The organism is Hymenobacter sp. 5317J-9, assembly GCF_022921075.1.
Classification (GTDB): Bacteria; Bacteroidota; Bacteroidia; order Cytophagales; family Hymenobacteraceae; genus Hymenobacter.
Window position 1 is genome coordinate 2,475,219 of record NZ_CP095050.1, and the last position, 22,167, is coordinate 2,497,385.

The following is a 22,167-nucleotide window of genomic DNA, read 5'->3' on the forward strand; positions in this document are numbered from 1 at the left end:
AATTGGGGCGGTTGAACTGGCTGCGCAGCAACTACAGGGTCTGGAGATACCTATGACTGCTCAGCGTCTGGTGTAATGCGTTTCGTAGTCAGTATGGCCGTTTTGAAAGCTGCCAGGCACTACCTGAAAAAGCGTGAGTTCCGTGGCAGTGAGTTGCCTGATGGTGTAAGGCGGAAGCGGGTTTGAGGGCTCAAAAGTGAGCGTATTGCCCAAACGCGTATAAGGTTGTGGCCCAGTTACACCAACCCCACCGCTCGTAAATAGCTGCATGGTCGTGCTGGTAAAGGTGGTATAGTTGGTGTTCCCTGGTGGGTTATTGTAGGTCTGCTGGTCTATTTGCACGCCAGCATTGTTGTAAGTGGTCGCTACGGATTGAGTGGGATTCCAACTTCCTTCCAGCGCAGCCATCGCAGGGGGCGGTGAGTCAGCCTTTTTAGAGCAGCCTAGGGTGCTGAGCAGCAGCACGGCGGCTAAGCATGTGGCGGGGAGTCGGTGTGGAAACATGGGTAGTTGGTTAATTGGGGCGGTTGAACTGGCTGCGCAGCAGCGAAAGCATTTCTTCCTTAGCGGCAATAAGCTGGTCCTTCATCGCCAGCTGCTCCCGCAGCAGGGCAATTTCCTTATTGGCTGATTCCAACGCTGCATTCAACTGCGTTTCTTGGCCCGAAGTGGCCTGTGAGCTGCCCTTGTTTACCGTATTCGTCTGCTTATTTCTGGTGCCCGCTTGATTGAATTTTCCAGTCTGGGTGGTGCTGCCCTGTGTCTCAACAATGAACGGTTCACCTTCACCAGTCATGAGCCACCCTGGACTGACGTTGCTAAAGTGGGACAAAACGTTGATTAGGTAGCTGGCGCGGGGTTCTGCCTGACGGGTGCCAATATAGTTATGAGTGTTTGTAGGGCTTTCGCCGATAATCTCGCTGAATGCACGACTACTTAAGCCCAGCTGGTCAACCAGAAATTTTAGTCGCTGATTAATAGTATTTTGTTCCACTATGGCGATATTTTTCTGAATTTGTCGCCAAAGTATTATACCACTTTGGCGACAAGAACCGTATGTTTGTGCGGTGTACAGTACCGAATAGCCGCAAGAAAGCGACTGCCGGGTGAATTGTGCCAAACACGAATATGACTGAGCGTCAGAAATACCTGCGGCTGCTCTCCATCGTCATCGAGGAGTTGCCCAGCAGCGCCGTCGATACCGCCGTGCGCGACGGCTACGAGGCCAAAACCTCCATGCTCAACAACGTGCGTATCGGCCGGGTGATGAACCTGGAGCACCTGGTAGCGCTGGTGGGCTACGGCCTGCCCAAGTACCAGATTCCGGCCGAGCTGCTGCCGGCCCCCGCCACCGTTCCGCTGGGCCTGTAATGGAAGCGCCGGCTCCGTACCATGCGGCCCCCAAGAGCCCGCGCGACCTCTCCGGGCCGCTGGCCGCCTGGCTGCGCGGGCAGGGCTTCACGGCCCTGGAGCAGGCGCGCCCGGCCACGGCCACCATCGCCGCCCACTGGCTCGGCCCCCAGGGCGAGCGGTTCCAGCTCGACTACGCCTGGGTGGCCGGCCCGGTGCCGAGCGCCACCTGCTGGCTCACGGTGCGCTATCCCGGCCGGCTCCAGCCCGAAACCCTCTTCACGGCCCAGCACGTGCGCCGCCTCCAAGAGGCGCGCCAGCTGCTGCTCGGCAACGTGCGCTACGCCAACGCCCGCACCCTGGCCAAGCTGGTGCCAACTCCCACCGACTACTAAAATCTATCCCTTCACCAACCTTTTTCTCAGCCCCATGCACCTCAACACCGACCCGCCGGCCCCGCTGGCCGCCCCCGCCAAACTGCCCTGCATGCGCGACATGCACGAGCTGATGACCACGCACCTGCCCGAGCCGCTGGTCAAGCTCGTGCCCCTCGACGAGCTGGAGCGCCGCGGCACCGAGCTCGTGAACGAGCACCCGCGCTTTGCCGAAGAAGTGCCGCTGGTGCTGGCCGGCGAGGCCCGCCGCCGCGCCCGCCACCGGGGCCTGGTGGGCAGCCGCACCCCGGCGCCGTTGCTCACCAGCCAGGCTTACTCCCGTGCCTAAGGTCTCGCTCACCGACGCGCGCACCGGCAAGCGCCTGCGCCTCGACGCGCTGCCCGAGGGCGCGGCCCTGGTGGAGCCCATCCTGGGCTACTGCTACCAGGCGGGCCACTTCACGGTGTACGTCAACGGCTCGATGCCGCTGGCCCTGCGCTCGGCCCAGGAAGAAAACCGCACGGCCGGGGAGGTGTGGCTCGTCAAGCCCCTGCCCGCCGGCATCCGCGAAATCGACTGGACCGACTGCCGCCGCGACTACCAGCTCCTGTTGCCGGAAGAATCTCAAGCTGCCTAATCCCTCTCTCTGCCATGACTGCTGCCGATTTGCTGACCGTGGGCCTGTTCGACCAGTGGGCCCGCGCCCTGCTCTCCCGCGTGGAGGCCCTGCCCGGCGCCGCCGCGCCGGCCGATAGGGGCGAGGTGGTGCTCTACAGCATCGCCAAGCTCGCCGCCGTCTGCGACGTGGACGTGGCCACGGTGCGCCGCTGGCTCAAGACCGGCAAGCGCGGCCGCGCGGGCCAGCCCATCACGCTCCAGGCCTACTACTTCACCTCCGAGGCCCGCATTCCCTGGCCGGCGCTGCTGGCCTACGAGCGCGGCGAGGCCTTCGACCTGGCCTCGCTGCCCGCGCCGGTGCTGGCTGCCCCCGAGGCCGTGCGCCCGGCCGCTCCGCCGCGCCCCGGGCCCGACGACGACCCCACGGCCCTGCGCCTGGCTTCCTGACCGTCCACTTTTTCCCCTTTCTCCGCATGTTCATCAACGTCTACACCTCGAACCCCGCCGACCAAGGGCTGGCGGGCTTCGCCCTGGCCCTGGGCCAGAACCTGCAGCGCCCGGTGCGCCTGTTGCCGCTCTCAAGGCTGCCCGTCCCGGACCCGCTGCGCCGGCAGGCCCTGCGCGTCGAGCGCACGGAGCTGCTCGACTCCATCGCCCGGGCCGAGCACGAGCTGGGCTGCTTCCTCAGCGGGCACTTCGCCCCCGACGCCGGCCGCGAGAACGGCCTCAAGGCCGACGTGGATGCGCTGCACGCGCGCCTGCGGGCGGTGAACGCCACGCTGGGGCTGGGGAAAGGAGGGGAGGACAATGGCTGAGCCGCTGCCGCCCGCGGACCGGCCGGGCTGGCCGGCCATGTTCACCCCGCCGGCCGAGCTGCTGCAGTGGCTCAATCGGCAGCGCCCGGCGGACAAGGCCGGCCAGAAGGCCGTGCTCACCATCCGCTGGCTCATCAGCGCCGAGCTCGACCGCACGGCGCCCGACCCGCCCCCGCGGGCCATCACCCACTTCACCCCGGACGACGGCCCCGGGGCGCAGTAAGCCTTTTCCCCGAGCCCACCGAAGGGCACCTGCGTGGAGCAGGCCCCCGGCGTCGAAGCCGGTCGGGGAGCACTGGGCTAGCCGAAACGCTACCCGGCGGCCGTTTGGGGGCAGGGATGACAGCCCCTGGCCCCCCGGCGCCGCCACCCGTTTGCCATTTCCCACCTTCCTCACCCCCGCACGTTCCCGAGAATGTTGCCACCCCCGTATTGCCCCTCCAAAGCCCGCGTGGCCCTGTCCGAGTACATCGAGCAGCGCGGCGCCCAGCTGCCCAAAACCTGGCGCACCCGCACGCTCAAGGCCCGCACCCTCGCCGACGGCACCGTGGTGCCGGCGCGCGTCGAGCACTACGCCGTGCGCGGCAGCATCCTCTCCGACGGGGCCGAAAAGACGGCCTGGGCCCTGATTCGCCTCGCCCTGAAAGCGGTGGGGGAGGTGCGCCAGGTGCCGCTGCTTCGCCTCGAGGCCGACGCCGAGGCCGACCCCACGCCGCCGCCGGTGGCCACCAACAGCGAGGCCCTGTGCCGCACGAGCGTGCGCGGCAAGCGCGTGGCCGGGCGCACGGTGCGCAACCACCTGGCCGAGATGCAGCGCGCCGGCATCGTGACCCGGGTGCAGTTCCGCGGCCGCCAGCGCGACTACCACGTGTGGATAAGCCCGCAATTCCTGTGGGAAGCCGGGGTAAAACCGGCCCAATCGGCCGAAAAAGCGCGTTTTCAACCCGCGGAAACGGTGGCGCTTCAGCCGCCAACCGGTACAAACTTTCCGCCTAAAGGAGTTCATGAACCCATTCAAGCTACTGAAATAGAAACCGGTCAGGTGGATAAATGCGCTGCGCAACGGGGCCAGACGCCGCCGGTAAGCACTCAGGCTACACCGTCAGGCTACACGGGGCAGCCGGCCTACCCCTGCGAGCCCGCGCAAGCGACGAAACAGGGCACTGGGCGCGCGAATGACAACGTCGGGCCTTCCGAGCCCAAAAAGGCGCCTGCGGCCCCGGACGGGCCCAAAACGGTGGTCGCCAAACGCCAGCGGGACATGGTATTAGAATTCTGGTGGGCCGCCCAGCGCGAGTTATATGCCCCCATAAACCAAACGTTTACCGAAGAGCAGGGCCGCCTGGCCTGCAACGCCATCTACTTCGGGGTGTACGGCGGCTTCCCGGCCGACTGGCCCCTGCACCAGCAGGAAAAGTACCACGAGCAGGCACTCGAGCGCCTGGGCCTGGCCGCCGGCTACTTCGCCCGCAACCCCCACAAGTACCCGCCCATGCCCTACGCCGAGCACGTGGCAGGCAAGGGCTACTTCGACGCCGCCAACCAGAAGGGCTTTGCCGGCACCATGGCCTGGTACGCCACCCACCTGGCCCACCGCGGCCAGCGGGCCCTGGCCGACGCGCTGCGCCGGGCCCGGCGGGAGCTGCGCCAGCACGCGCTGGGCACGGCCCCCAAGCGGGCCCAGGCCAAAACCACCCTCGAACTCTACCGCTACCACGAAGAGAAGCTGCGCCGGCTGGGCCTGCCGGCCCTCGAGCGCTTCTACCAGCACTTTGCCCGGCCCGCCGCGGCCTAACCATTCCCACCTATTCCTTACTCATTTCCTTTTCCCATGTCTACGCCGCTTACCGCCAGCTGGCAGCGCCAGCAACCCCACACCAAAGCCCTGGTGTACTTCATCTCCGGCCCGGGCCAGGCCGGGCGCACCTTCTTCGCCCGCGAGCTCTACTTCAACCGCCCCGTGGCCAACCCCCGCCAGTACGGCATCGAGGGCCTCAAGCGCATGATTGACAAGTGGGGGCCGCAGCTCGTGGCCAGCGCCGTCATCATCGATTTGGACCGCGACGAGGAGATTCACAAGTTTCTCTCGCAGAAAGGGTGGGTGGCCTGATGCGATTGCCCCACCTCGACCAAACCATCGACCTCGAGCGCGGCGATGCCGGCCAGCTCTGGTGGGCCGTGGCGGACTGCGGCCGCCGCAACGCGGCGCGGTTGCTCAGCCCCCAGGGCACTGCCGTGGAGGCCGCTGGCATTGTGCCGGCCCTGGGCTGCCTGGAGCGCGTGGCCAAGCGGCTCAAGCGCCTCGACGAGCGGGAGCGTACCCGCGTCGGCCTGCCGCGGCGCAAACCGGTGAAGTTTCGCCTGCAGGTCGACGAGTTGGTGGCCATCATGCTCTACGTCTACCCCCGGGCCTCCTTCCTGGCCCCGGCGCCGCTGGGCAAGGTGCAGCAGAAGTCGCTGAATCTGGAGCCCTACATCCGCTTCCCAAAGTGAACGGCCCCCGGGCGGCCCCGTGTTCAAATGGCAGCCAATCCAGGCCCTTTTCCATTGCATACTTTTCCTCGCATGCCGGAACGCTACCCCTCTGTTTTCGCCGCTTGCTCGCCCGCTTCTGCGTCCTTTTCCCCGGGGATGGCTCGCGCTAGGTTCGATTCTCCAACGCCCGCCCCTTACGTGAAGCGCATCGATTTTCCTCTCCGGCCCTACCTTCTGAAGTATCTCCAGGTGAACCTGCAACTCGCCCGCCTCAGCGAGGAGCCCCTGCACTTGGAGGACTACGTGCTCTCGACCACCAACCGCTTTGGCTTTGCCCTCGACGTGCTGCTGCGCAAGCCGGCCAAGAGCGCCCGCCACGAGGGCAGCATCGACGACTGCACGGCCACGCTGGGCGTGAACCTGCGCAATTTCAACGGTGCCTACTACGACCTGACCCGCGGCAAGCTCACCGAGTACGCCGTGTTCAAGTTCAACGACTTTGTCGACGACAACCTGAACGCCGACCTCTATTTCTGGGTGAAAGAGCACGTGAAGCGCCGCTCGACCATCAAGGACGCCATCCGCGCCTTTATGGTGTTTTATGACATCTCGGAAGACGAGAAATCCTACGAGTCGCTTCGGAAGAACGTGCAGCGCAACGGCGGCATCGAGCCCCGCAAAAAAAAGAAGGCCAAAACCAAGAATTTTCCGGTGAATCTGTCCCAAAAAATGGGCGGTTTGTCCCGAAAAAAAGGCGAAGTGTCTCGAAAAATGGGCGTTTTGTCCCGCAAGGACACCTTCGCGGCTGTAAGCCAAGAGCTTATGAAGCTGCCCATTGCCCTGTTCGAAACGCCGTTTTACCATGTCCGCTCCTAATCCCTACGACCTGCGGAACGTGGAACAGGTGCCGGCCGACAACTTGGGTGGCATCGAGGCGCTCTGGTACACGCTTGCCGCCAACCTGCTCCACTTCCCCGCCACCGGCGCCCTCGCCATCACCGGCAACCTGGCCATGAAGCCGGGCACCTGCTGGTACCAACTCGTGAGCGTGCGCCACACCACGCGCTACAAGCAAACGCGCAAAGACCTCGGCCGGCACGGCGATGCCTTCACCCAGCAGCTGGTGGGCACGCTGGCCCGCCACACGCCGGAATTGGCGGCCGGCCTCGAAGCCCTCGACGGCCAGGAGTTGGTGGCGCTCTACCGCGACCACAACGGGCAGATGCAGCTGGTGGGCACGCCCGAGCAGCCGCTGCTCTTCTCCGACATGTACGACAGCGGCCTGGCCACCGGCACGCGCAACAACTACGACTGGACCCTCGCCGGGCAGACCCCGCGCCGGTCGCGGCCTTACCTGGGCACGTGGGCCGTGTCGGGCCAGGGCCTGGGCGGCAGCATCGTGCTCGGGTCCGGTGCCGGTGGCTCCATCACCATCCGCGACGTCGCCGGCAACGTCATGGCCACCGTCGACGCCGGCCGCACTGTGGTGGTTCGCTCGGCCTTCCAAGTGGCCTTTAGCATCCTGTAACGTCTATGGCCAATTCTCAACCCCCTGTTTCCATCCCCGCCGAACCGTCGTTCCTGAGCAAGTGGACGCTGGTGAAATTCACCGACACCGAATACCAGAAGTGGAACGCGTTGACCTTTCGCGAATTCACGACGGACATCAACAGCCGCTTTGCGCGGCTCGACACGCTGAACACCAACCAGGTGCGCGGCAGTGTATTCCGCGTGCCCTACCTGGTGCTGCTCGACGGCCAGCTGACCGTGCCCACGGCGCTGATTCCGCCCCGCTTTCGCATTTCAGGCATGGAGGCGCAGGCCACCAACGGCACTGACCAAACCTCGGCGCAGTTCGGCGTGGTGGCGGACCCCGTCCGCTTTAAGCTCATCGCCCACCCACTGGGCGCCATCGATGCGCTGGTCGATGAAAAGGCCACCACCACGGCGACGGTGCGCGGCCACTGGGTCCGCACCAGCGGCACCGACGCAGAGAAGATAGCCTCCTATCCGGCGCTGCCGCTGGAGGATACCCCGCTGAAGAAAGGCTCGGTGTATCAGTACACCTTCGTTGACCTAGTGCCGCCAGTCGCACGCCTGATTGAAGTTCGTGAGAACATGAACCTCAGCCAGAACCCGCTGCCGACCGGACTTGATACCGACCCGTACTATAAGCCGTTTGCGCCGCTGAAGGCAAGTTCAGGCTACGACGACACGGCCGTCGTGATGCGGCTGGACTTGCTCGACCAGGCCGTGGACAATCACGAAGACCGGTTGGACACGGCTGAAGGGCTCCTTGCGGCCCTGCAATCCGGCAAGGTGGAGCTCTGGAAGCCCGGCGCGGTCTACGTCAACCGCGTGTACCTGCTCGTGAGCGGCATCGGCACGGGCCTGTATCAACCGAAGGCTGACTATGGCTTTAGCTCTTCGGTGAGCCTGACGTACTATACCCGCGTGGCCGACTTCCGTTACCTGCCCTCGTCGGACTTCCAGTTGCAGCTCACCGACCTGTACAACAACAAGGCGAGCATCTTCTCGCCTGCGTTCTCTGGCGTGCCCACCGCGCCCACCGCCGCCTACGGGGCAACGGGCAACCAGCTCGCCACGGTGGATTTTGTCAATAACACCCAGACAACGGCCCCGGCGCTCGTGGCCTACTCGCCGGCCGGGGCCGTTAATACAACCTTTACCAACCTGACCAACGCGCTAAGCTTCGCCAATGGTGGAGGGCGAGTCGTCGTGAACCGTCCCTCCCGGGTGGTGGCCGGCAACACGCTAGTGGGCGGCAACGTGACGCTCGACTTGCAGAACAACCCGCTGGACATGATTGGCGCCGCCCTGCATCTGTATGAGGGGTCCAAGGTCATCAACAACAAGCTGATTTTTAACGCTTCCGAGGTGTTCATTCGTAACGGGGGCGTGCAGGAAATTCAGGGCGGCATCGTGGCCAGCAAGATTACCTTTCAGGCCGGCGTCGTTTCCAAGGTAATCCTCGACAAAGTGCTGGTCACCAGCTTTTTCGCCACCCCGCCTCCCGCCACGGTGGGCGCCTTTGAAGTGGTGCTGCGCAACGGCAGTTCCTTCTTCAACGTGACGCCCGACCCGGCCACCACCATCACGGTAGAGCAGACGACGGGCGCCACCAGCCCCTGGCCGGCTTTCACCAACGGCATCGTGGACGACGTGAACAAAGTATTCCGGGCCACGGCGCCGGCCAGTTTCCGCAGCGCCCGCCTGTTTTACACGCTCGACGGCGGGGTTAACAAAACGGCGCTGACTGACGCCATGCGCAGCGGCGACGTGTTCACCCTGCCCGTCAGCGGGGCCAAGGCGGCCGGCACGGTGGGCTTCGGCGTGTACGCCGACTTCGGCCGGGCCGAATCCCCGATTGTCTACAACGCCACCGCCTTCACGGCCCCGGTGCTGGCGCCGGCCGGCTACCTCTCGGCCGGCGTGGCCAACTTCGACACCCCGCTCACCGACGCCAACAACGGCTGGCAGAACTTCAACGCCTGGAACATCAGCGGCGGCAAGGCCCTGGCCAGCGCCGGCGCCACCTTCCTGGTGCACAACTTCTACGACATGCCCGGCGACGCGCTGGTGCTGCGGCTGAACATCACGCGCTCCGAGGCCGGCCCGCTGCGCATCTACTTCGACGGCAACCAAACCTGGTCCAACGGCAACGTCGCCGGTACCGGCTTGTTTGAGTTTGTGCTGCCGGCCTGGTCGGGCGGCCTGCTGGTGCTCAATCTCAGTGGCCAGAACGGTTTCGTCGGCGACATCGACTGGCTCCAAATCTCCACCACCTAACCCGCTAACCCGCTCATGGCCCTGAAACTGACCCTGCCGATGGACTCGGAAATCCTGCAAACCAGCCCGGTGCAGGAAACCGATTTCTACATTAAAATCACCGGCCTGCACTTCCTGCCCGAAAAAAGCAAGTGCGTGACCATCCTCAGCTACCGCGCCATCGACCCAGACAATCAGCCGGTGGGCGAGCCGTTGACCGTGCCGGGCCTGCCGGCCGTGCTCGCCGTCTGGGAGCCGCGCGTGCTGATGATGAGCAAAGAGCAGTCGGCCTACGAGCTGGCCTACGGCAGCGTCTACCAAGAACTCAGCACCAAGCTCGGCCCCGCGGCCGTCATCGAGGCCCTGCTGTGAGCAACACCTTCGCCACCTACCTGCGCCTGGCCGTGCTGGCGCTGCTGGCCGCGGCGTACGTGGTAGCCTGCCAGCCCTGGCCCCTAGCTTGAGCAAGTAGCCCCGACCATCCGGCGGGGCTTTTTGGTGTCCTTTTTCCCGGTTTGGGCTCCGGGCAGCTTTGCATCATTCAATCCTGAACGATGCTCGGTTTACTCTCCCGCCTAATCTCCTCGCCGTGGGCCATTTCGATGGAACACGCCCAATCTTTTATGCCGGTGCTGGCGAACCTGCTCACCGGCAACGGGCCGCTGGTAACGGGCCAGAGCTTCGCAGAGCTGCGGGCGGAAGCCGCGCCCAAAGACCTTGTGGCCACCCTGGCGGCTGGCGGCATCATTGCCTACGGCGCCCGCCAGCAGGCCGGCAATTCGGGCACTGGTGGTGCCAACGACGGCATCATCATCCGGGTGATGGGCGTGAGCGGGCCGCTGATGAAGGCCGACCAGGAGTGCGGCCCGCGCGGGCTGATGTCGCTGGCGGGTGACCTGCAGCGGGCTTCCCGCGACCAGGAGATTTCGGCCGTGCTGCTGCGCATCGACTCGCCCGGTGGGCAAGTGTTCGGCACCCAGAGCGTCGTCGACGCCGTGAAGGAGTGCCAGGCCGCCGGCAAACCCGTGGTCGCCCTGTGCGAGGACGGGCTCATGTGTTCGGCCGCTTACTGGATAGGTTCGGCCGCCAACACCATCATTGCCACCCACGAAACGTGCACCATCGGCAGCATTGGCGTGATGGCCAGCTGGATGGACGCCCAGCCCTACTTCGAGAAGCTGGGCGTGAAGTTTCACGAGGTGTACGCCGAGCAGAGCACCGAGAAAAACGCCGACTTCGCCGCCGCCGCCAAGGGCGACTACCAAGCCGTGCAGGCCAGCCTGACGGCCATCGCCACCGGCTTCCTGGCCGATGTGCGCGCCAACCGCGGCGCCCGCCTCGACGCCAAGCTCTTCGAAAAGTCCGGCGCCGCCGCCGGCAAAACCTTCTACGCCAGCCAGGCCGGCGAAATCGGCCTCATCGACGCCATTGGCTCCTTTCAGGACGCCATCGGCGAGTGCGTGCGCCTGGTGCAGGAAGGCCAGAAACGCCCCTAACTCAACCTTTTTTTCAATTCAATCCATGAAAGTTTTTGGTAGAACCCTCGGTGCCGCCCTTGTATTCGGCGCTGCTATGACGGCCCTGGTGGGCAAGGAAACCGTGTCGGCCGAGGAGGCGGAAGCGGCCAACGGTGAACTCGAAGAGGCCGGCATCAAAGGGGCCCAACTCATCAACGAGGCCACGTTCACCGACCTGAGCGAGAAGGCCGGCCGAGTGGACGCCGCCGAAAAAACCGCGGCCGATGCCGCCAAAGTCACCAGCGACGCCCTGGCCGCCGCCGGTGCCGAGTCCATCGAGGCGCTCGTGGCGCAGCGCGACGCCTACAAGGTGAAGGCCGACAAGTTTGACAAGCTGCCCGGTGCCGGCCACACGGCCCCCGCGCTGGAGGCTGGCAAGTCGGATGTGGAAGAGCAGGAGCCCGATGCTCACCAGAAGGCTATTGACAACCTGCCCCATAACAAGGCGCTGGCTGGCCACCCGCTCTTCGGCTAAGTCCATTCCTTCCGCTTGTCTCAACTCAAATTTTCGCTTTCACCCTTAATCGCAGACCATTATGGCCATCGACATCGATGACATCAAAACCGAGTACGGCAACTATTACCGCGATGGCGGTCAGAACCTGTCCCGCGTACTCAAAAAGCCTTATCTCTCCTCCAAGACGGAGGCGTTGTTCGGTCTCATTCCTACCGACGACACTAGCTACACGATGGCTCAGACGGAGCTGAGCCGCGTGCTCCAGCCCTTCCAGCCGGGCTGGACCCCGTTGGGTAACTTCTCGGCCTCGCCCATCGTGCTGACCCAGACGCCGTTCAAAATAGACATCGAGGAGAACCCCGACAAGCTGGAAGACAGCTGGCTGGGTTTCTTGGCCGACAAGAACCTGGACCGCGCCCAGTGGCCGTTCATCCGCTATGTCGTAGAGGAGCACCTGTTCGCGCGCAGCGACGAGGACTACGAGTTGAATGAAATTTACTTCGGTAAGTTTCAGGCGCCTACGCCCGGCACGCCCGGCGCCGCCGGCACCGGCATGGACGGCATTCGGACCGTGCTCAACCGCGCCATCCAGGCCAGCAAACTGGAGCCCATTGTGATGGGCGCCATCCCCACCGATGACTTGGCATTTGCCGAATACGTGGAGGCGTTCGTCAACGGCTTCAGCCGCCGCTACCGTGGCCGCCCGATGGAAGTGTGCATGAACGACACGCTGGCCCGCCGCTACGCCCAGGGGCGTTACAAGAAGTACAAGAGCGACACCGGCCAGTCGGTTTCCCGACAAATCATCGACGGCAACGGCGATACGCTGCTTACCTCGCCGATTGAGTTCACCAAGCACCAGGTGGTGGGTCTCGATTCGATGGGCGACTCGATGAAAATCTGGGCCACTCCTGTGGAAAACCGTAAGCGACTGGCCAAGAAGACGGTAAACACCAAGCAAGTGCGCATCGAGAGCGCCAAGCGCCAGGTGAGCATCTACACGGACTTCTACAAAGGCGTGGGCTTCCCCGTGCTGGAGGCCGTGTTCACCAACGAGCAGGACCTGACCCTCTAATCCCGGCTACACCGGTGCCCGGCCGGCCTACTCCGACACCGCGAGTGGGCCGGCTTCGGCGGTGCCAACCCATGCGTTTTTTATTTCACTTAAGCCCTAACCACCGTGCCAAATAAGACACCCCTTACCCCCGAGCAGGAGATTGCCGAGCTGAAGCGCCAGCTGGCCGAATCGAACGCCGAAAAAGAGGCCCAGGCCTCCATCATCAGCACCCAAGAGGAGCAACTCGCGGCTGCGGCCGTGCAGGGCGCCGGTGCGCTGTCCGTCGTGACGCACGACAAGAAGCGCTACCAAGTGCTGGCCGGCCGCTTCAGCCTGAAGGGGGTGAGCATCACCCACCAAGAGCTGAAAAGCAAGCCGGAGCTGGTTCAGCAGTTGGTGGAGGAGAACTCGCCCTTGCTGGAACTCATCGAAGAGCCAGCCAAAGCCGCATAGTTGGGGCCGGCCCAGCTATAAATCACTTATCCACTGACTTAAGCATTCGACATGAATCCTTTTGAGTTGAATAACCTCGAAGGCCCGAACGGCGAGGACAACACGCCCGGCTTGCTCGGCTACGTGCTGCTCGCGCTGGAGCGGGACTTCGCCACCATTGCCAAGGCGCCGAAACTCGGTGCTGCGGCTGGTGACACGGCCATCATCACCGACGCCCACACCTTCAAAGCCACCAAGGGCTTCGTGAAGGTGTACATGACGCTGGACTCCAACACCCTCAAAGCCGCTCTGGTGGGTGAGCGCGACGGCAAGGGCTACAAAATTAGCTTCGAAGGCTTCCACCCCGGCAACAAGGCCTCCGTGCTGGAGTTTGCCCGCGTAGTGAAAAACCTCGGCCTCATCATGCTGGTGCCGGATGCCGATGGCACCTACCTGCAGGTGGGCTCCGAAGGCCTGCCGGTGGAGCTGGCTCCGGACTTCGATTCGGGCAAGCTGAGCGGCGGCCGTCGCGGCTTCACCATCAAAGGTGAGGCGTATGCCAACGGCCTGTACATCTACGCGGGCGACATCACGATGAAGCCCTAAGTGATGGCAAAGTCTAGGAAGTGTTAACAGTCGCGTAGCCACAGGACGGTTGCAGCGAGGTGAATAAAGGCCAAAAAATGCGCATCGAGTTTGTCATACCGGGTGGCCACGCGGCGAAACTGCTTGAGGCGGCTGAAAAGGCGCTCAATGGGGTGACGTTGGGCGTAACGCGCCGCGTCGTAGCCCCGCGGGTAGCGGCGCTTGCACCGGGGCGGAATCACGGCACAGGTGCCGCGGGCAGCCAGGGTGGCCACGAGCGGGTCGGAATCGTAGCCCCGGTCGGCCACGAGGTAGGCCGGGGCCAGCCCGTCGAGCAGCGGCAGCGCTTGCGGGGCGTCGTGGCGCTGGCCGGCTGTCAGGCTGCCGCGCACGAACCGGCCCCCAGCGTCGGCCACCGCGTGCAGCTTGGTGGTCAATCCGCCGCGGCTACGCCCCAGGGCTTGCGGCCCGTTTTTTTGCGTGCCCCGCTCGCGTGTTGGTGCACCCGCACGGTGGTCGAGTCGACCAGCAGCGTGTGCAGCGCGTCGTCCTCTTGCACGGCGGCCAGCACCCGGGCCCACACGCCCGAGGCGGTCCAGCGCTGGAAGCGCGTGTATGTTGTGTGCCAGTTGCCCCACGCGGCCGGCAAGGCACGCCAGCGGCAGCCGTTGCGCAACAACCACAGCACCGCTTCTACAAAACGGCGGTTGTCCTGGCCCCGGCCACCTTTCGTGCCTTCCCGACCCGGCAGCAGCGGCGCGATGCGGGCCCACTGCGCGTCTGTGAGCAAATAATCCATACCCCAAATTAATACCTACTGTTAACACTTCCTAGTCACCAGCTGCAGCCCGAGGTCGCCGCCAAGTACCGCGCCACTGTCGTGCCTACCCAAATTGTGATTCAACGCCTGGGACGCACGATAGACCTGCGCCTGCTCACGCTGGCCGAGGCTGACGAGCTGGTGAAAGACCCGAAGTTCACCTACTTAGTCCCGAAGCGAAAACGACCTACATCGGCGAGTTGAAGCCAGCGTGAACCGAAGGGAAAGGCCCCGGCGCATTGTGCATCGGGGCCTTTTTACGTCCTTTTTTGCCGTGGCAGGCGCCGGCAACTTCGGGCCATGGAACTTGCAGCAATCACCGCCTGGCTGGCCTCGGCGCGGCCCTTCGCGCAGGGCGTGGCCCTCTATGCTCAGGTGGGCACAAACGCCACGTACCAGCGCCTCTTCGCGCTGGGCGAGTCAGACTACTCGGCCCAGGTGCTGGCGCGTGAGCTGCGGGCCATGGTGGGCGAAGTGAAAGAGGAAATCGCGGCGCTGGCCAACGCCGCGCCGCCTCCGGAACCACCCGCTGCAGCCCTGCCCACGCCGGCCCCAGTGGTACCGAACACCCCAGTGGGCGTGGGCAGCCCGGCGTTGGCCCAGGTGCGAGCCCAGCTGCGCGCCGTGCGCGACGAACGCAGCCAGGCCCATGCGCAGCTCACCGCGCGCAACCTAGGCAAAAAAGCCCGCTACGCCGTGGCCGCCCGCATTCTGGAGCTGACCGACCAGGAAGTCAAGCTGAAGGAGGCCGAGGCCCACGTGCTGGCGCACGGCCGCCTGCCCGGCCCGGTGCCCACGGCCGAAATCGACGATGCCGGCGTGCTGCGCCAACGCCTGACCAACCTGCTCAGCCTGCGCTCCAAACTCAAAAAACGCCCCGACCGCGCCGATGACCTGGCCGCGGCCGAAGCTGAAATCATCCTTATCCGTTCCAAACTCCACTCGTAATGTCCGAAGAGCTAATTCCCCTGCAGTGGCACAACGCCCAGCGCCGCGTGCGCGACCTCGTGCCCCTGAGCTATAACCCGCGCACCCTGACCGAGGAGGGCCGAGAGCGCCTCACGCGCAGCATCCGCAAGTTTAACCTGGCGGAAGTGCCGGCCGTGAACCTCGACAACGTGGTGCTGGCCGGCCACCAGCGTTTGGCCGTGCTCATCGACCTGGGCCGCGGCGACGAACTCATCGACGTGCGGATGCCCAACCGCCATCTCACGAAAGACGAGCTCGACGAGTACAACATCGTCAGCAACGTCGGGGCCGGCGTCTGGGACTACCAGAGCCTGCTCGACAACTTCAGCCACCTGGACCTCGATGCCATTATGGACACGCCTGCGCTCGATGCGCTGGCCCAGCTCACGGCTTCGCTGCTGCCGCCGGCCGAGGAGCAGGAGTTCGACCCCACGCCGCCGGCCGTACCCGTGTCGGTGCTGGGCGACGTGTACGAGTTCGAGAGCGACGGCCAGGCGCTGCTGCACCGCCTCGTGTGCGGCTCGTCGACGGATGCCGACGTGGTGGCCCGCGCGGTGGGCGAGGGCGTGCTCATCGACCTGGTCGACACCGACCCGCCCTACAACGTCGATTACCAGGGCAAAACGAAGGATGCGCTGAAGATTGAAAACGACAGCATGAGCGACGGCAACTTCCGCGAGTTCCTGTACGACTTCTACGTCAACTGCTTCACGTTCATGCGCGAAGGAGCGCCCATCTACGTGTTTCACGCCGACAGCGAGGGCGCCAACTTCCGCCTGGCTTTCAAGGAGGCTGGCCTGAAGCTCAGCCAGTGCCTGGTGTGGGTGAAGCAACAGTTCGTGATGGGCCGGCAGGACTTCCACTGGCAGCACGAGCCGATTCTCTACGGCTGGAAGGAAGGCGCCGCCCACACCTGGTGCTCCGACCGAAAGCAGACCACGGTGCTGCGGTTTGACCGTCCGCAGCGCAATGCCGAGCACCCCACGATGAAGCCGCTGGACATTCAGGTGTACCTGGTGGAGTGCTCCAGCACGCCCGGCGCCATCGTGTTCGACGGCTTCGGTGGGTCGGGCACCATGCTCATCGTGTGCGAAATGACGGGGCGGCAGGGCCGCTTCGTGGAGCTGGACCCGCGCTACGTCGACGTGCACGTGCGGCGCTACGTCAAGTTCATGCGCGACAACAACCGGCGCTTCACCATCACCCGCAACGGAGAGGAACTGACCCATGAGCAACTCGCTGCCTTCGCCGAATAGCCTCCCGCACGCCGACCAGGTGCTGCTGGCCAAGTCGACGGCGGTGGAGCGCATTTTTGCGGCCTACCACGACGAAAACGGCCCAGGGCTGGACGGTCTGAGCCGCGAGGATAAGTTGGTGCACAACCAGCTGGAGGCGGCGTATGGGCTCATCCTGAACTACCACTCCTTTGAGCAGGCCTGGCCGCTGCTCTCGAAGCAGTTCTCCATCAGCCGGGCCACGTGCTACCGCCGCCTGCGCGACGCCCAGAACCTGTTTGGCGACGTCAAAAAGGTGAAGAAGGAGGGCCGCCGGGCCGTGCTGCTGGAGTTTGCCCGCAAGCTGCTGCAGCTGTGCCTCACCATGCGCCCCCCGGACGTCAAAGGGGCGATGGCGGCCATGAAGTTCGAGGCCAACGTGTCGGGACTGCTGCGCGCCGATGCGGCCGGCGAAAACGACGGCAGCGGCAGCGGCAACACGTCCTACAACATCCACCTGACCGTGGAGGGCCGGAAACCGCGCGTGCTGGACCTCAACAAGCTCGACGACATCTCGGATGCCGATTTCGAGCTGATAAACGAGGCCGTGCAGCAAAACGTGTTCGGCGCCGACGCCATGGAGGTGATGCTGGCCGAAACCAGCGGAAAGGAGCTCCCGGGTGGTAATCGTTGACCAAGTCAAGCTGCAGTTCAATCAGCCGCAGCTGCGGTACGTCACCGCGCGCCGGAAAAAGGAGGGCGTCAGCCTCTGGGGCCGCGGTACCGGCAAGTCCAGCATCATTGCCTGGGACATTCACAAGATTGTGTCGACGATGCCCCGCAGCTGCTGGGTCATCGTCGGCTCGACCTATAAGCAGGTGCTCACCCGGACGCTGCCCTCGACGGTGGCGTCCCTCGAGCGCCTGGGCTACCGCCTGAACCGGGATTACTACATCGGCCGCAAGCCGCCGCCCACCCTGAACTGGGACCGGCCCTTTGAAGGCCCGCTAAGCTACGACCACTTCATCATTTTCAAGAACGGCACCGGGTTCCACCTGGTGTCGCTCGATGCCGGTGGTTCGGCCTCGCGGGGCCTAAACGTGGACGGCTTTATCGGCGACGAGGCCCTGCTGTTCGATAAGCAGAAGCTCGACGCCGACCTGTCGGCCACTAACCGGGGCAACGGCCAGTATTTCGGCAAAAACCCGATGCACCACGGCGTATTCCTGTTCTCCTCGATGCCGTGGGGCGATACGGGCCGCTGGCTGCTCGACAAGTCGAAGTACTACGAGGACGAAGGCATCGACCTGGTGCAGCGCCAAAACGAGTTGATTGACGCCCAGGTGCGCTTCCTGGACGCCAAAACGGATGAGGAAAAGCTCGAAATCTGGAAAACGGAGGTGCTGAAGCTGATGCGGGAGGTAAACTACTTCCCCTCGGCCAAGGACAAGGGCACTTTCTACTCCGAGGCCAACGCCTTCGACAACATCCACAACCTGGGCCTGCAGTACCTGCTCGACCAGCGGCGCTTCATGACCGACTTCACGTTCATGATTGAGATGATGAACCGCCGCCCCACCACCGTGGAAGGCGGTTTCTACCCTCAACTGAACCAAGCCCGCCACGTCGTGGAGTGCGCCAACGACGACTTCGTGCTGGGCCTCGAGTTCAACCTGAAGAAACTCAGCACGCACGATAGCCAGATGGACAGCGACTGCCGCGCCCATCGGCCGCTGCGCATTTCGGTGGACTGGGGTGCCGAAATTACCACCATGGTAGTCGGCCAGCCGCATGCGGATAAGGGCGAGTATCGCTTCCTGAAGGACTTCCACGTCAAGCACCCCGCCTTCATTGAGGAATTGGTGGCCGACGTGACGACCTACTATGCCCACCACCTGAAGCGGGAGATTGAGCTGCTGCCCGATACCGAGCGCGGCGATGCCCGGCGGGAGGACAGCAAGTACACGCTGAACCAGTCGCTCATCAATGCCTTCACCAAGAAGGGCTGGCGGGTGCGGCGCATGAGCATTGGCCGGGCGCCGGACCACGCCACGCGCTACCTGCTGGGCCAAACCCTGCTCGGGGAGCGGGACCCCAAGCTGATGCGCATCCGCATCAACAAGGTCAACTGCAAGAACATGGTCACGGCCATGCTGCTGGCCCCGGTCAGCCAGGACTCCAAGGGCCGCATCGTGAAGGTGAAGAAGAGCGAGGGCAAGAAGAGCTTCCCCCAGGAGCACGCCACGCACTTCACCGACAACTTCGACATGCACCTGCTCAGCGTGGGCACCGACGTGGTCAATGCCGGCGTCGACTTCGGCCAGCTCCTCATCGTGAGCAGCTGACTCTGCCCACCTCCAGTGCGCAAGCCCCGACCCACCAGTCGGGGCTTTTTGTTTGCCCAAGGCGCAACGGCCAAAAAGGGAAACGCCCACAGATATCCCCGAGGCGCCCCTCGGCAACTGCCAAACCGTGACAGTGCAAGCCGGGGTCTTTTGCTCGACGTGTGAGACTATAAAACACCGTCGCACCCCAAAAAGGCCGATTCCCGCGCGCTGGCGCAATAGGCAGTGAGATTGGCTTTTTATGCCGTTTCGGGGCCGCTGATGCGGTTTTGTGTCCTTTTTCCCGCCTCGGTGCCGCGCCTACTTCGTGGCACCAATGGAAACGCCCACTATCCGACTTAAAGATGCCTTGGACCTGCTCGACGGGCCCGCGCCCGTTGCCGTGCAGTGGGTGAAGTGCGACCGGCGCCGCAAAACCGGCGGCGACTTTGGCAAGCTGCCGGCCGCGCGCATCGGCCGCGGCACGCGCCAAGCCGCCGCGGAGCTGCGCGCGCCGCGGGCAGGGGAGGAGTCCGCCGCCGACCGGGCCAGCGTCGCGGCCGATGGGCTGGTGCCGGTGCCGAAAGACCCCGCCCACTGGCGCAATGCCACCCGCAACCTGGTCGATACCCGCACCGGTGCCCTAGTCAAAATTCACATTTACCTGCTCACGCACGTCGCGGGGCGCAAAGTCTACATCTAAATGGAGCAACTCGTATTTGCCGGCAACGGCGTGGCCTATCACCGCGGCATGAGCGCGGTGTTGCGCACGCCCGGCGCGTTTGGCGCGGCCGGTGGCAAGGGCGGCGCCAAGCCCGGCGGCGCGGAGCCCACCACGCCCGTTGCCAAAGGCACGGCCAGCGGCGACCTCGCGCCCTGGGGCGACGCCAACGACTTCCCGCAGCAGGTGCTGGCGGCCATGGCCAAGAGCACCATCCTTAAGCCGGTGCTGGACTGGAAAACCCGCGCCGTGTACGGCAAGGGCATCGTGTACGGCAAGGTCATCGGCTACAAACCGGACGGTTCGGAGATATTCCAGCGCGTGAACGACCACGTGGTGAAGGAGTTTTTCCGCAAATCCAACCTGAGCCGCTTCGGGTTCGAGGGCATTCAGGGCCTGATGTACTTCGCCAACGCCTTCCCGGAGCTGGTGCTGAGCAACGACCGCAGCCAGATTACCAGCATCTGCGTCCAGGACACGCCCTACTGCCGCTACTCGGCCCAGAAACCCGGCGAAGCTGCGCCGCAGTGGGTGTACATCTCGGCCAACTGGCCCGAAGCCAAGCCCGGCGACGAGTACACCACCCGGGTGCCGGTGCTCGACCCTTACTACGACGTGGTGGAAACCCTGCGCACCGACACGCGCGGCTTCAAGTACATCTACCCGCTCTCGCTGCCCAGCCCCGGCCAGGCGCTCTACCAGCTGGCGGTGTGGAACGTCATCATCAAGTCGGGCTGGCTCGACGTGGCGCAGGCCATTCCCGAGTTCAAGAAGCAGCTGTTCATCAACCAGCTCTCGATTAAGTACATCATCGAGGCCGACCTGCGCTACTGGGAGTGGAAGTACCCGGACTGGGCCGAAAAGAAGGAAGGTGACCGCAAGCGCATCATTTCCGAGGAGCTGGACGCCTTCGAGAAAACGATGGCGGGCACCGACGGCGCCGGCAAGTCGGTGCTGGCCGTGACCATGCCCGACCCCAACGGCGGCCCGCCCATCTCGGTGTTCAAGGTGACGGCCATCGACGACAAAATCAAGTCGGGCCTCTACATCGAGGACTCGCAGGAAGCCAGCAGCCACATCTACACGGCCCTGCAGGTCGACCCCACGCTTAGTGGTATCTCGCCTGGCAAGGGCATGGGTGCCGGTTCCGGCTCCGACAAGCGGGTGGCCTTCAATGCCTTCCTGGCCACCCACGCTTTTCACCAGGACTTGCTGCTGGAGGTGCTCAACCTGGTGCGCGACTACAACGGCTGGGACCCCGAGCTGGAGTTCCGCTTCCTAAACCCCGAAATCAATACGCTGGACAAAAACAGCGAGACCACTACTACAACCGACGCCTGATGTCCCTGCTCAACACCGTCGACGAGCTCAAGCAATTTGTCTCGATAGACTCCCGAACCATTCCCCCGGCCATCGCCATCGCGCTGCGCGAGGTGGAGGCCACCGTCATCCGGACGGTGCTGGGCAAGCCGCTGGCCGACTGGCTGCAGGCGGCCTACGACGCGGACGGCTTCGATGCCGACTCGGCCGATGACCTGGCCGCCGAACTCCTACGCTTGGTGCAGGCGCCACTCGGCCGCCTGGCCACCGCCATCGGGCTGCCGGAGCACCAGGTCATCATCGACGGCACCGGCGTGCACATCATCGTGTCGGAAACCAGCAAAACGGCCTTCCAATGGCAGACCGTGAAGGCACAGGCCGTGCTGCAGGGCCGGGGCCTGCGCGACCTCGACATGCTGGTGCAGTGGCTGGAGGACAATTACCAGTCGTCGGCCGAGTTGCAGGCGTGGGCTACGTCCGACGCCGGCCAGCGCCACCGCCGGGAGCTGTTCACCAGCACCGCCCAGTTTCAGGAGTACGAGAACATCGGCGACTCGCGCGCCGTGTTCGCGCTGCTGGGGCCGGTGCGCCGCCGGCTGGAGCACTTTGAGCTCGGCCGCGTGATGGGCCACGAGTTCCTGCAGGAGCTGCGCGACCAGACGCTGGCCCGCAACCTGTCGTCGGACAACAAAAACCTGCTGCGCACCTACGTGCTGCCGGCACTGGCCAGCTTGACCGTGGGCCACGCCACCCCCGAAATGGGCCTCAAGTTTACCGGGGAGGGCATCGAGCTAATGGTGGCCCGCATCGACGACAGCAACTCGAAGGAAGCCGACGCCGGCCTCGACCAACTGCTGAAGAACAAAGCTGACCAAGCGCTGCTCACTGGGGCCCGGTGGCTGAACCAGCTCACGGCCTACCTCGACCGCACGGCCTCGGCCACCCGCTTCGCCACTTACTTCAATTCCAGCGCCTACACGCCGCCCAAGCCGGAGCCGGGCCGCGACTTTACCGCCAAAACCTACCGGGCCTGCTAATGGAGTACTTCGAAATTTTCGTGAAGTGCTTCACGGCCATCGGCGTCCTCGCCGCCATCTACAACATTTTCTCCTCGCGCACCATCGTGACAGAGCAAGCTCAGAAGGCCAAGATTGAGCAGGCCCTGAAGCTTGGGGAGGAAAACAAAACTGAAATCAAGCACCTGAAGGAAATGGCGGGTATTCGGGACGATGCCACCGAAAAGCGCCTCGCCCAGATTGGCGACGACATCGGCTTTGTGAAAGACCTGCTGGTGAAATGGCTGCTCGACCCTAACCGCAAATCTTAATT

At 64.3% G+C, this 22,167-nt stretch carries 31 protein-coding genes; 28 read left to right on the plus strand and 3 right to left on the minus strand.

Annotated elements, in window-relative coordinates; all coding sequences use genetic code 11:
* Positions 1–60 precede the first annotated feature (60 nt).
* Both MUN81_RS10325 and MUN81_RS10330 read right to left on the minus strand, forming a co-directional pair.
* Complete coding sequence (locus tag MUN81_RS10325) at positions 61–504, minus strand: hypothetical protein (RefSeq protein WP_245117215.1); 444 nt, start codon at positions 502–504, stop codon at positions 61–63.
* A gap of 10 nt (positions 505–514) precedes the next feature.
* The gene (locus MUN81_RS10330; protein WP_245117216.1) at positions 515–1,120 is read right to left on the minus strand and encodes a helix-turn-helix transcriptional regulator; all 606 of its coding nucleotides are present in this window, start codon (positions 1,118–1,120) and stop codon (positions 515–517) included.
* A gap of 8 nt (positions 1,121–1,128) precedes the next feature.
* Between MUN81_RS10330 and MUN81_RS10335 the strand changes: the two genes are divergently transcribed.
* The 19 genes from MUN81_RS10335 to MUN81_RS10425 all read left to right on the plus strand — a co-directional run bounded on the left by MUN81_RS10335 (position 1,129) and on the right by MUN81_RS10425 (position 13,491).
* Complete coding sequence (locus MUN81_RS10335) at positions 1,129–1,371, plus strand: hypothetical protein (protein WP_245117217.1); 243 nt, start codon at positions 1,129–1,131, stop codon at positions 1,369–1,371.
* On the plus strand, positions 1,371–1,745 hold the full coding sequence (locus MUN81_RS10340; protein WP_245117218.1) for a hypothetical protein: 375 nt from the start codon (positions 1,371–1,373) through the stop codon (positions 1,743–1,745). The genes MUN81_RS10335 and MUN81_RS10340 overlap by 1 nt, the downstream gene beginning before the upstream one ends.
* Before the next feature lie 34 nt (positions 1,746–1,779).
* Positions 1,780–2,073 (plus strand): hypothetical protein, encoded by a 294-nt coding sequence (locus tag MUN81_RS10345; RefSeq protein WP_245117219.1) that lies wholly within the window; start codon positions 1,780–1,782, stop codon positions 2,071–2,073.
* On the plus strand, positions 2,066–2,362 hold the full coding sequence (locus MUN81_RS10350; protein WP_198977017.1) for a hypothetical protein: 297 nt from the start codon (positions 2,066–2,068) through the stop codon (positions 2,360–2,362). Before MUN81_RS10345 ends, MUN81_RS10350 begins: the two co-directional genes overlap by 8 nt.
* Before the next feature lie 14 nt (positions 2,363–2,376).
* Positions 2,377–2,790 (plus strand): hypothetical protein, encoded by a 414-nt coding sequence (locus MUN81_RS10355; RefSeq protein WP_245117220.1) that lies wholly within the window; start codon positions 2,377–2,379, stop codon positions 2,788–2,790.
* 26 nt (positions 2,791–2,816) lie between these two features.
* Positions 2,817–3,158, plus strand: coding sequence for a hypothetical protein (locus MUN81_RS10360; RefSeq protein WP_245117221.1), 342 nt, complete (start codon positions 2,817–2,819; stop codon positions 3,156–3,158).
* On the plus strand, positions 3,151–3,381 hold the full coding sequence (locus tag MUN81_RS10365) for a hypothetical protein (protein WP_245117222.1): 231 nt from the start codon (positions 3,151–3,153) through the stop codon (positions 3,379–3,381). Before MUN81_RS10360 ends, MUN81_RS10365 begins: the two co-directional genes overlap by 8 nt.
* Positions 3,382–3,573: 192 nt before the next feature.
* Positions 3,574–4,953: a hypothetical protein gene (locus tag MUN81_RS10370; RefSeq protein ID WP_245117223.1), complete on the plus strand. Its 1,380-nt coding sequence runs from the start codon at positions 3,574–3,576 to the stop codon at positions 4,951–4,953.
* A 36-nt stretch (positions 4,954–4,989) separates the two neighbouring features.
* The gene (locus tag MUN81_RS10375) at positions 4,990–5,268 is read left to right on the plus strand and encodes a hypothetical protein (RefSeq protein ID WP_245117224.1); all 279 of its coding nucleotides are present in this window, start codon (positions 4,990–4,992) and stop codon (positions 5,266–5,268) included.
* On the plus strand, positions 5,268–5,651 hold the full coding sequence (locus MUN81_RS10380; RefSeq protein ID WP_245117225.1) for a hypothetical protein: 384 nt from the start codon (positions 5,268–5,270) through the stop codon (positions 5,649–5,651). Before MUN81_RS10375 ends, MUN81_RS10380 begins: the two co-directional genes overlap by 1 nt.
* A gap of 231 nt (positions 5,652–5,882) precedes the next feature.
* Positions 5,883–6,509, plus strand: a complete 627-nt coding sequence (locus MUN81_RS10385) for a hypothetical protein (protein WP_245117226.1) — start codon at positions 5,883–5,885, stop codon at positions 6,507–6,509.
* Positions 6,496–7,161, plus strand: coding sequence for a hypothetical protein (locus tag MUN81_RS10390; protein WP_245117227.1), 666 nt, complete (start codon positions 6,496–6,498; stop codon positions 7,159–7,161). Before MUN81_RS10385 ends, MUN81_RS10390 begins: the two co-directional genes overlap by 14 nt.
* A gap of 5 nt (positions 7,162–7,166) precedes the next feature.
* Positions 7,167–9,443: a hypothetical protein gene (locus MUN81_RS10395; protein ID WP_245117228.1), complete on the plus strand. Its 2,277-nt coding sequence runs from the start codon at positions 7,167–7,169 to the stop codon at positions 9,441–9,443.
* A 15-nt stretch (positions 9,444–9,458) separates the two neighbouring features.
* Positions 9,459–9,794 carry a hypothetical protein gene (locus MUN81_RS10400; RefSeq protein ID WP_245117229.1) on the plus strand — a complete coding sequence of 112 codons (336 nt, stop codon included), beginning with the start codon at positions 9,459–9,461 and terminating at the stop codon, positions 9,792–9,794.
* A 182-nt stretch (positions 9,795–9,976) separates the two neighbouring features.
* Complete coding sequence (locus MUN81_RS10405) at positions 9,977–10,918, plus strand: S49 family peptidase (protein WP_245117230.1); 942 nt, start codon at positions 9,977–9,979, stop codon at positions 10,916–10,918.
* A 25-nt stretch (positions 10,919–10,943) separates the two neighbouring features.
* Positions 10,944–11,414, plus strand: coding sequence for a hypothetical protein (locus MUN81_RS10410; RefSeq protein ID WP_245117231.1), 471 nt, complete (start codon positions 10,944–10,946; stop codon positions 11,412–11,414).
* Between the two features lie 61 nt (positions 11,415–11,475).
* Complete coding sequence (locus MUN81_RS10415; RefSeq protein ID WP_245117232.1) at positions 11,476–12,471, plus strand: hypothetical protein; 996 nt, start codon at positions 11,476–11,478, stop codon at positions 12,469–12,471.
* Positions 12,472–12,576: 105 nt separating this feature from the next.
* Complete coding sequence (locus MUN81_RS10420) at positions 12,577–12,906, plus strand: hypothetical protein (RefSeq protein WP_245117233.1); 330 nt, start codon at positions 12,577–12,579, stop codon at positions 12,904–12,906.
* A 51-nt stretch (positions 12,907–12,957) separates the two neighbouring features.
* On the plus strand, positions 12,958–13,491 hold the full coding sequence (locus tag MUN81_RS10425; protein WP_245117234.1) for a 2-phosphosulfolactate phosphatase: 534 nt from the start codon (positions 12,958–12,960) through the stop codon (positions 13,489–13,491).
* A gap of 23 nt (positions 13,492–13,514) precedes the next feature.
* On the opposite strand, the gene MUN81_RS10430 is transcribed toward MUN81_RS10425, so the two are convergent.
* A protein-coding gene (locus MUN81_RS10430; protein WP_245110381.1) for an IS5 family transposase occupies positions 13,515–14,269 on the minus strand; the annotation gives its coding sequence in 2 pieces (ribosomal slippage) (positions 13,515–13,939 and positions 13,939–14,269; 756 coding nt in all).
* Positions 14,270–14,350: 81 nt separating this feature from the next.
* Here MUN81_RS10430 and MUN81_RS10435 point away from each other — a divergent pair.
* The 9 genes from MUN81_RS10435 to MUN81_RS10475 all read left to right on the plus strand — a co-directional run bounded on the left by MUN81_RS10435 (position 14,351) and on the right by MUN81_RS10475 (position 22,165).
* A complete protein-coding gene (locus tag MUN81_RS10435; RefSeq protein ID WP_245117235.1) occupies positions 14,351–14,494 on the plus strand; it encodes a hypothetical protein in 144 nt (47 codons plus the stop codon).
* A 96-nt stretch (positions 14,495–14,590) separates the two neighbouring features.
* Positions 14,591–15,238, plus strand: coding sequence for a hypothetical protein (locus MUN81_RS10440; protein WP_245117236.1), 648 nt, complete (start codon positions 14,591–14,593; stop codon positions 15,236–15,238).
* Positions 15,238–16,515 carry a DNA methyltransferase gene (locus MUN81_RS10445; protein ID WP_245117237.1) on the plus strand — a complete coding sequence of 426 codons (1,278 nt, stop codon included), beginning with the start codon at positions 15,238–15,240 and terminating at the stop codon, positions 16,513–16,515. The genes MUN81_RS10440 and MUN81_RS10445 overlap by 1 nt, the downstream gene beginning before the upstream one ends.
* On the plus strand, positions 16,487–17,167 hold the full coding sequence (locus tag MUN81_RS10450; protein ID WP_245117238.1) for a hypothetical protein: 681 nt from the start codon (positions 16,487–16,489) through the stop codon (positions 17,165–17,167). Before MUN81_RS10445 ends, MUN81_RS10450 begins: the two co-directional genes overlap by 29 nt.
* Positions 17,154–18,818, plus strand: coding sequence for a hypothetical protein (locus MUN81_RS10455; protein ID WP_245117239.1), 1,665 nt, complete (start codon positions 17,154–17,156; stop codon positions 18,816–18,818). Before MUN81_RS10450 ends, MUN81_RS10455 begins: the two co-directional genes overlap by 14 nt.
* 316 nt (positions 18,819–19,134) lie before the next feature.
* The gene (locus tag MUN81_RS10460; protein WP_245117240.1) at positions 19,135–19,500 is read left to right on the plus strand and encodes a hypothetical protein; all 366 of its coding nucleotides are present in this window, start codon (positions 19,135–19,137) and stop codon (positions 19,498–19,500) included.
* Entirely contained in the window at positions 19,501–20,859 is a 1,359-nt protein-coding gene (locus MUN81_RS10465) for a hypothetical protein (RefSeq protein ID WP_245117241.1), read from the plus strand.
* On the plus strand, positions 20,859–21,875 hold the full coding sequence (locus MUN81_RS10470; protein WP_245117242.1) for a DUF6712 family protein: 1,017 nt from the start codon (positions 20,859–20,861) through the stop codon (positions 21,873–21,875). Before MUN81_RS10465 ends, MUN81_RS10470 begins: the two co-directional genes overlap by 1 nt.
* The gene (locus tag MUN81_RS10475; protein WP_245117243.1) at positions 21,875–22,165 is read left to right on the plus strand and encodes a hypothetical protein; all 291 of its coding nucleotides are present in this window, start codon (positions 21,875–21,877) and stop codon (positions 22,163–22,165) included. Before MUN81_RS10470 ends, MUN81_RS10475 begins: the two co-directional genes overlap by 1 nt.
* The last annotated feature ends 2 nt before the right edge of the window (positions 22,166–22,167 follow it).

Coding starts and splice junctions, on each gene's coding strand:
- MUN81_RS10460 (WP_245117240.1), top strand. CDS start 19,135: ATGGAAACGCCCACTATCCGACTTAAAGATGCCTTGGACCTGCTCGAC.
- MUN81_RS10440 (WP_245117236.1), top strand. CDS start 14,591: ATGGAACTTGCAGCAATCACCGCCTGGCTGGCCTCGGCGCGGCCCTTC.
- MUN81_RS10400 (WP_245117229.1), top strand. CDS start 9,459: ATGGCCCTGAAACTGACCCTGCCGATGGACTCGGAAATCCTGCAAACC.
- MUN81_RS10405 (WP_245117230.1), top strand. CDS start 9,977: ATGCTCGGTTTACTCTCCCGCCTAATCTCCTCGCCGTGGGCCATTTCG.
- MUN81_RS10470 (WP_245117242.1), top strand. CDS start 20,859: ATGTCCCTGCTCAACACCGTCGACGAGCTCAAGCAATTTGTCTCGATA.
- MUN81_RS10425 (WP_245117234.1), top strand. CDS start 12,958: ATGAATCCTTTTGAGTTGAATAACCTCGAAGGCCCGAACGGCGAGGAC.
- MUN81_RS10415 (WP_245117232.1), top strand. CDS start 11,476: ATGGCCATCGACATCGATGACATCAAAACCGAGTACGGCAACTATTAC.
- MUN81_RS10345 (WP_245117219.1), top strand. CDS start 1,780: ATGCACCTCAACACCGACCCGCCGGCCCCGCTGGCCGCCCCCGCCAAA.
- MUN81_RS10390 (WP_245117227.1), top strand. CDS start 6,496: ATGTCCGCTCCTAATCCCTACGACCTGCGGAACGTGGAACAGGTGCCG.
- MUN81_RS10465 (WP_245117241.1), top strand. CDS start 19,501: ATGGAGCAACTCGTATTTGCCGGCAACGGCGTGGCCTATCACCGCGGC.
- MUN81_RS10355 (WP_245117220.1), top strand. CDS start 2,377: ATGACTGCTGCCGATTTGCTGACCGTGGGCCTGTTCGACCAGTGGGCC.
- MUN81_RS10325 (WP_245117215.1), bottom strand. CDS start 504: ATGTTTCCACACCGACTCCCCGCCACATGCTTAGCCGCCGTGCTGCTG.
- MUN81_RS10370 (WP_245117223.1), top strand. CDS start 3,574: ATGTTGCCACCCCCGTATTGCCCCTCCAAAGCCCGCGTGGCCCTGTCC.
- MUN81_RS10410 (WP_245117231.1), top strand. CDS start 10,944: ATGAAAGTTTTTGGTAGAACCCTCGGTGCCGCCCTTGTATTCGGCGCT.
- MUN81_RS10380 (WP_245117225.1), top strand. CDS start 5,268: ATGCGATTGCCCCACCTCGACCAAACCATCGACCTCGAGCGCGGCGAT.
- MUN81_RS10395 (WP_245117228.1), top strand. CDS start 7,167: ATGGCCAATTCTCAACCCCCTGTTTCCATCCCCGCCGAACCGTCGTTC.
- MUN81_RS10360 (WP_245117221.1), top strand. CDS start 2,817: ATGTTCATCAACGTCTACACCTCGAACCCCGCCGACCAAGGGCTGGCG.
- MUN81_RS10475 (WP_245117243.1), top strand. CDS start 21,875: ATGGAGTACTTCGAAATTTTCGTGAAGTGCTTCACGGCCATCGGCGTC.
- MUN81_RS10340 (WP_245117218.1), top strand. CDS start 1,371: ATGGAAGCGCCGGCTCCGTACCATGCGGCCCCCAAGAGCCCGCGCGAC.
- MUN81_RS10450 (WP_245117238.1), top strand. CDS start 16,487: ATGAGCAACTCGCTGCCTTCGCCGAATAGCCTCCCGCACGCCGACCAG.
- MUN81_RS10375 (WP_245117224.1), top strand. CDS start 4,990: ATGTCTACGCCGCTTACCGCCAGCTGGCAGCGCCAGCAACCCCACACC.
- MUN81_RS10445 (WP_245117237.1), top strand. CDS start 15,238: ATGTCCGAAGAGCTAATTCCCCTGCAGTGGCACAACGCCCAGCGCCGC.
- MUN81_RS10365 (WP_245117222.1), top strand. CDS start 3,151: ATGGCTGAGCCGCTGCCGCCCGCGGACCGGCCGGGCTGGCCGGCCATG.
- MUN81_RS10335 (WP_245117217.1), top strand. CDS start 1,129: ATGACTGAGCGTCAGAAATACCTGCGGCTGCTCTCCATCGTCATCGAG.